This is a genomic window from Pseudomonas tehranensis, from assembly GCF_014268615.1.
Taxonomy (GTDB): Bacteria; Pseudomonadota; Gammaproteobacteria; order Pseudomonadales; family Pseudomonadaceae; genus Aquipseudomonas; species Aquipseudomonas tehranensis.
The window spans coordinates 1-6,439 of record NZ_JABWQV010000264.1 but is presented as its reverse complement, the minus strand read 5'-3'; the positions used below and the strand labels follow the sequence as shown (position 1 = coordinate 6,439).

Annotated in this window: 4 protein-coding genes; 3 read left to right on the top strand and 1 reads right to left on the bottom strand. The window is 61.0% G+C overall.

Going from position 1 to position 6,439, the window contains the following annotated elements; translation table 11 throughout:
- Nucleotides 1-123: 123 nt before the first annotated feature.
- The gene (locus HU811_RS23540) at nt 124-2,004 is read right to left on the bottom strand and encodes a methyl-accepting chemotaxis protein (RefSeq protein ID WP_092399374.1); all 1,881 of its coding nucleotides are present in this window, start codon (nt 2,002-2,004) and stop codon (nt 124-126) included.
- A gap of 251 nt (nt 2,005-2,255) precedes the next feature.
- Here HU811_RS23540 and HU811_RS23535 point away from each other — a divergent pair, with 251 nt between their 5' ends.
- The 3 genes from HU811_RS23535 to HU811_RS23525 all read left to right on the top strand — a co-directional run bounded on the left by HU811_RS23535 (nt 2,256) and on the right by HU811_RS23525 (nt 6,338).
- A complete protein-coding gene (locus HU811_RS23535) occupies nt 2,256-2,756 on the top strand; it encodes a sigma-70 family RNA polymerase sigma factor (protein WP_092399821.1) in 501 nt (166 codons plus the stop codon).
- A complete protein-coding gene (locus tag HU811_RS23530) occupies nt 2,746-3,747 on the top strand; it encodes a FecR domain-containing protein (protein ID WP_186658374.1) in 1,002 nt (333 codons plus the stop codon). Before HU811_RS23535 ends, HU811_RS23530 begins: the two co-directional genes overlap by 11 nt.
- An 86-nt stretch (nt 3,748-3,833) precedes the next feature.
- Nucleotides 3,834-6,338 (top strand): TonB-dependent siderophore receptor, encoded by a 2,505-nt coding sequence (locus HU811_RS23525; RefSeq protein ID WP_186658372.1) that lies wholly within the window; start codon nt 3,834-3,836, stop codon nt 6,336-6,338.
- The last annotated feature ends 101 nt before the right edge of the window (nt 6,339-6,439 follow it).

Here is a 6,439-nt window from a genome sequence, read left to right as displayed (position 1 = left end):
GCAAGCCCGCTCCCACCGTTTTGGTTCCGGGGTGGCCGCAAGAGCCAGCTCCACCGCCAATCCCTGTGGGAGCGAGCCTGCTCGCGATGGCGGTGGGACGGTTGGCGGTGATGTTGGCAGAGATCAGATCTTGAAGCTGTCCACCAGTTGCTTCAACCGGTTGGCCTGTTGCGACAAGGCATCGCAATCTTTCAGGGTTTCATTGAGGTTGGCGACGCTTTGCTGGTTCAGCAGGTTGATGTGGCTGACGTCCATGTTGAGGGTTTCCACCACGGCGGTCTGCTCTTCGGTGGCCGCGGCCACCGACTGGTTCATGCCGTCGATTTCGCCAATGCGCTGCGTCACGCTGACCAGCCGCAAGCCCGCCTGGTTGGCCACTTCCACGCTTTCTTCGCTGGACACCTGACTGGCGTTCATCGTCGTCACCGCTTCACGGGAGCCGACCTGGAGCGAGGTGATCATCTTGTGGATTTCTTCCGCCGACTCCTGGGTACGGTGCGCCAGGTTACGCACTTCATCGGCCACCACCGCAAACCCACGTCCGGCTTCACCGGCACGGGCCGCTTCAATGGCAGCGTTCAGCGCCAGCAGGTTGGTTTGCTGAGAGATGCCCTTGATCACGTCCAGAATATGCCCGATGTTGTCGGTGCTGGCGTTCAGGGTTTCGATCTGGGTGCACGAGAGGCTGATCTTCTGCGACAGCTCGGTCATGGCCTGGATGGTTTTTTCCACCACCTGGCGTCCGTCATCGGCTTGCTCGCTGGCACCACTGGCCTGTTGCGAGGCGTCGGCGGCATTGCGGGCGATTTCCTGAGTCGCGGCGCCCAACTGATTGATGGCCGCTGCCACGCTGTTGGTGCGGGCGCTCTGCTCATCGGAGCCAACGAGCGAGGCATTGGACGAAGTCATCACCCGCTGCGACAGGTCATGCACTTGCCGAGTGGCAGAAGACACTTCCGAGATGGACGCGTGAATCCGTTCCACGAACTGGTTGAATGAACTCCCCAGCTCACCGAACTCATCCTTGCCCTGTACCACCAGACGCCGGGTCAGGTCGCCTTCACCTTGGGCGATGTCCTGCATGGCACGCCCCATGGTGGTCAACGGACGCATCAACACCTGAATCAACAGGCTCAGCAACAACGCAATGGCCGCCACCGCCACAAACATCGCAATCAGCGCCGAGGTACGGAAATGGCTCAGCGGTGCGTAGGCCTTGTCCTTGTCGATCGACAGACCGATGTACCACTGGGTATTTGGCAGGCCCGCGACGGGGGTAAACGAAAGAATGCGATCCTGCCCATTGAGCTCAACCTCCTGGATACCTTTCTCGATGCTCACTGGCGTACCGGGGTAGATGTCCTTGAGATTCTTCATCACCTGGTCCTTGTCCGGGCTGACGATGACCTGACCGTCGCCGCTGACCAGAAACCCATGGCCGATGCCGCCGAAATCCACGGAGTTGATGATTTTCACCAGGGTTTCCAGGCTCAGGTCGCCACCCACCACACCGAGCAGCTCACCGTTGTGCTTCACCGGCAGGGCGATGGTCACCACCAGGCCGCCCACCGCTGCCATGTAGGGCGGGGTGAGCATGGTTTGATCGATGGTGACTGCTTGTTTGTACCAGGGGCGCTGGCGCGGGTCGTAGCCGTCGGGCATTTTTGCGTCAGGGCGTTGGGTAAAGACGCCGTTGGCCTGGCCCACGTAAGTGAACTGGAAATTCGACGTCAGCGCCGGTTGATCCACCAGCCCCGGCAGATCGGCACCCGCGCCCTGGTGCGCAATATTCTGCGCCAGGTTTTCCAGCACCAGCACCCGGCCGCTCATCCAGTTCTGGACGCTGCTGGCCGTCAGGTCGCCGGACTGCTGGATGGAAGATTCGAGACTGCTGCCAATGGTTTTTCGTTGCAGGTAGTCGTTGTAGAGCGTGAACAGGGCAAAAGCCAGAACGACCACACCAGAGGCGGCCAGAAGGATTTTATGGCTGAACTTCAGATTCATCGACAGGCTTCTTATGCAGGGAGTGGGGGTGCATTCCGATTGCAGCATTCATGTCACAGCGCGGGCGGACTTTTGGTCTGCTCCACTTTGGTGCACGCATATAACGCTTTCGGCAAAAGTTGAAAAAATATTAGCCCTTTGAACAAATGGGCGACGGAAGGACACGGCGCGTCGAACGGTGGTTGCAAATTCACTGACCGCTGATGACAATGCGACCTATTATCATTTGTGATATCCAGGCCTTCGTGTTCATGTCTTCTCCCCAGTTTGCAGTACAGGCGCTCTACAGCAACCATCACGGCTGGCTTCACACATGGCTGCGCAGCCGCTTGGGCAATGCTGCCGACGCAGCGGACCTGGCACAGGACACCTTCGTGCGCCTGCTGCAACGCACCGAACGCCTTGAGCTCAAGTCGCCCCGCGCCTTTCTACGCACCATCGCCCAAGGCCTGGTGATCGATCATTGGCGCCGGGAAGAAATCGAACGCGCTTACCTGGAATCCATCGCCCACCTGCCACCCGCCCAAGCCCCCGACACCGAAGCCCAGGCCTTGATCCTGGAGTTGCTGGAAGCCATCGCCAGAATGCTGGAGGGCCTGAAGCCGAAAGTGCGCAGGGCATTTCTGCTGGCCCAGTGCGAAGGCCTGACGTACAAGCAGATTGCCGAGCAGATGGGCATTTCCTTGCGGTCGGTGGAACGATACGTCGCCGATGCGCTGTATCACTGCTACGTGTTGCGCTATGAAAGCTGAGCCAGTGGATAACGTGTTGAGTCGACGCAGCGGCCCATCCCAACAGGTGGTCAGGCAAGCGATCAACTGGGTGCTGCGCCTGCGCAACCATGCTGCCAATCCGGCCTTGCGCCAACAATGCGAGGTCTGGCGCGCCGCCCATCACGAGCACGAATTGGCCTGGCAGCGGGTGCAATCGCTGCACAGTGAATTGACCTCGAACCTGAGGGCGGTCCCCGGCGCCCACGTCGCTCTCGACACCCTGGAAAACAGCGCCCAGCGACTCGGTCGGCGCCAGGCCTTGAAACTGTTGTCAGGGGTGGCGCTGATAGGCTCCGCCACCTGGTTGGGCAAGGATCTGGGCTGGCAGTCGTGGAACGCGGATTTCGCCACCACCACCGGTGAACACCGAGGCTTCCAGCTGCCGGACGGTACGCGGCTTGAACTGAACACTGACAGCGCCGCCGACCTGGACTACACGACCGAGCATCGCCTGATCAGCCTGACGCGGGGTGAAATCATGCTCACCTGCGGTCACGACCCCGAACGGCCGCTGCTGGTGCGCAGCCAACATGGTCTGTTTGAAGGGCTGGACGGGCGCTTCGTCGTGCGGCAGGACAATGCCTGCACACGCCTGAGCGTCACCCGTGGCAAGGTCGCGATCCGTTCGCACCGCGGCGGCGATGGGGCTGCGCTGCTGGTGAGCGCCGGGCAGAGCTATCTGATCAGTTCATCAACCGCGACCATGACGCCGCCGCTGGATATGGACGTCGGCGCCTGGGCGGACGGTTTGCTCGTTACGCGCAACATGCGCCTGGAAGACTTCCTCAACGAGGTAGGACGTTACCGCCAGGGCTATCTGAAATGCGCTGCGTCGATTGCAGACTTGCGCTTGTCAGGTGTTTTCCGCCTGGAAGACACCGACAAGTTACTGGCCGTTCTGCCGCGCACGCTCCCCGTGCAATTACGCTATCGAACCCGTTGGTGGGTCACGGTGCAGGAATCGGCCTGATTTTTTTTGGCGGGTTTTGCGCGCAAGTCCGGCTAGGACAGTAAGCAACGCTTATCTGCCCTTAGCGACTCCAACGGAAACCCACAATGACTGAGCGCGTAAACCTCAACACCCCCTTTGGCTGCTCCTCGCAAACAGGCCTGTTGCGCCATGCCATCCGTGCTGCACTGTTCTGCACGGTGTTGAGTGCGGGCGCCGTGCCGATGTTCTCCGTCGCGGCGCAAGACGGTGTCACCACCGCGCGCCAGAGCTACGACATTGCCGCCGGCCCCCTGAGCGATGTGCTGAACCAGTTCGCTCGTCAGGCCGGCATCACCCTGGCAAGCACTCCGCAGCAGACCAGCGGTATCCAGTCCCCGGGACTGCACGGCGAGTATTCGACGGACCAGGCCCTGAGCCAGCTGCTCAGCGCTTCGGGCCTGACCGCCGTCAGCACCGATGGCAGCAGCTATGTGCTGCAAACCGAGGCCTCGGGCGGCACTTTGGCGCTGCCGACCACCGACATCAAGGGGTTTGCCCTGGGTAACGCCTTGGGCAGCATGGCGGGCTACAACGCTACCCACAGCCAGGTCGCCACCAAGACCAGTACCGCCCTGCGGGAAACCTCGCAAAGCGTCTCCGTGGTAACCCGCGAGCAAATGGACGACCAAGGCGCGCAAACCGTCTCCCAGGCCATGCGCTACACCCCCGGGGTATTGACCAACCCCTACGGCGCGACCCATCGCTACGACTACGTGGCGATGCGCGGCTTCAACGATGGCTCGGTGGACAACATCTACCTCGACGGCCTCAAGTCCATGGGCGACAGCGGCACCTACAGCTCCATGCAGGTCGACCCGTACTTCCTTGAGCGGGTCGACATTCTCAAAGGCCCGTCTTCGGTGCTCTATGGTCGCAGCTCCCCCGGCGGGCTGGTGGCGCTCACCAGCAAGAAGCCACTGTACGAGGCTTATCACCAGATCCAGGCCACGGTCGGCACCCAGGGCCAACGCGGCATGGGCTTCGACTTTACCGGTCCGGTGGATGACGACAAACGCATCGCCTATCGCCTGGTGGGCCTGGCGGATACGTCCGACACGCAGTTCGACCACACCCAGGAAAAGCGCTTTGCCCTCGCCCCCACGGTGAGCATCGACTTTACCGAAGACACGTCGCTGACGCTTCAGGCCTACCTGCAGCACGACCCCGACGGTGGTTATCACGGCGGCATGCCGGCCGACGGCACCTTGCATCAGCGCAACGGCAAGCGTATCTCGGAAAACTTCTTCGAAGGCGAGCCGGGGGTCGATGGTTATGAACGTGATCAGCAGTCGTTCGGCTACCAGTTCGAACACCGTTTCAACGATGTCTTCACCGCCCGGCAGAACTTCCGTTACCTGGACTCCCAAGTCACCAATGATCAGGTCTATGCCTACGGCTGGACCACCCCGACCAGCAACGAGCTGAACCGCTACTACACCGGCGCCGAAGAAAAACTGCATTCGTTTATCGTCGACAACATGCTGCAGGCTGAATTTTTCAGCGGGGCGACCAAGCACACCGTGTTGATGGGCGCTGACTACCAGCGGCGCAAGACCGCGGTGGATTGGACCAGCGGCAGCCTGGCCCCGATCAACGCCTTCGACCCGGTCTATGGCAACTCGGCTATCACCTACTTCAGCCCCACCAGCTACCTGCGGCGCCTGGAGCAGACCGGTGTCTACCTGCAAGACCTGATCGAGATGGATAAATGGCGTTTCTCCCTGGGCCTGCGTCAGGACTGGGTGAAAACCTCGGATGAAAACCGCATCGCTGAGTTCGGCCGCCCGCAAGGCACCGAGATCAACGACAAGCGCAGCAAGCTCACTGGCCGCGCTGGGGCGCTGTACCTGTTCGACAACGGCCTGGCGCCGTACGTCAGCTACTCCGAGTCGTTCAACCCCAACTCCTACGCCGACAGCGCCGGCAACCCGCTGCCGCCGACCGATGGCAAGCAATGGGAACTGGGCCTGAAGTATCAGCCACCGGGTACGGATGACCTGTACACCGCCTCGCTGTTCCGCATCGACCAGGAGAACCTGGCGACCAAATTGCCTCAGGAAAACTTCTACCGCGCCGTCGGTGCCGTTCGCTCCCAGGGCCTGGAACTGGAAGCGCATCTGCAATTGACCGAGCAGTTCAAAGTGCTGGGCAGCTACACCTTCACCGATATCGAATACTCGAAGTCGATGATCAGCACCTTGAGCACCGCCACCGACATCATCGAAAACAAGGGCAACTCACCGACCCAGGCCCCACGCCACATGGCTTCGGTGTGGGCGGACTACAAGTTCGACAGCGGCGCGCTCGATGGCCTGCGACTGGGCGGTGGCGTACGTTATGTCGGCTACAGCTGGGCCGATGCGGAAAACACCATGAAGGTGCCGTCCTATACGTTGTTCGATGCGTCGGTGGGGTATGACCTGGGCAAGGTCGGCTTGAAAGGCGTGGACGTGCGCCTGAACGCCAACAACCTGACCAACGAAACCTACGTCGCCTCCTGCGCCAGCCTGAGCTACTGCTACCTGGGCGAAGAGCGCAACGTGGCGGCTACGGTGAGTTACCAGTTCTGACCTGCTTTCGCAGGACTCTGTAGGAGCTGGCGAAGCCTGCGATCTTTTAATCGTTCACTTGGGATTCAAGCGTCAGGGGAAAGATCGCAGCCTCGTTGCAC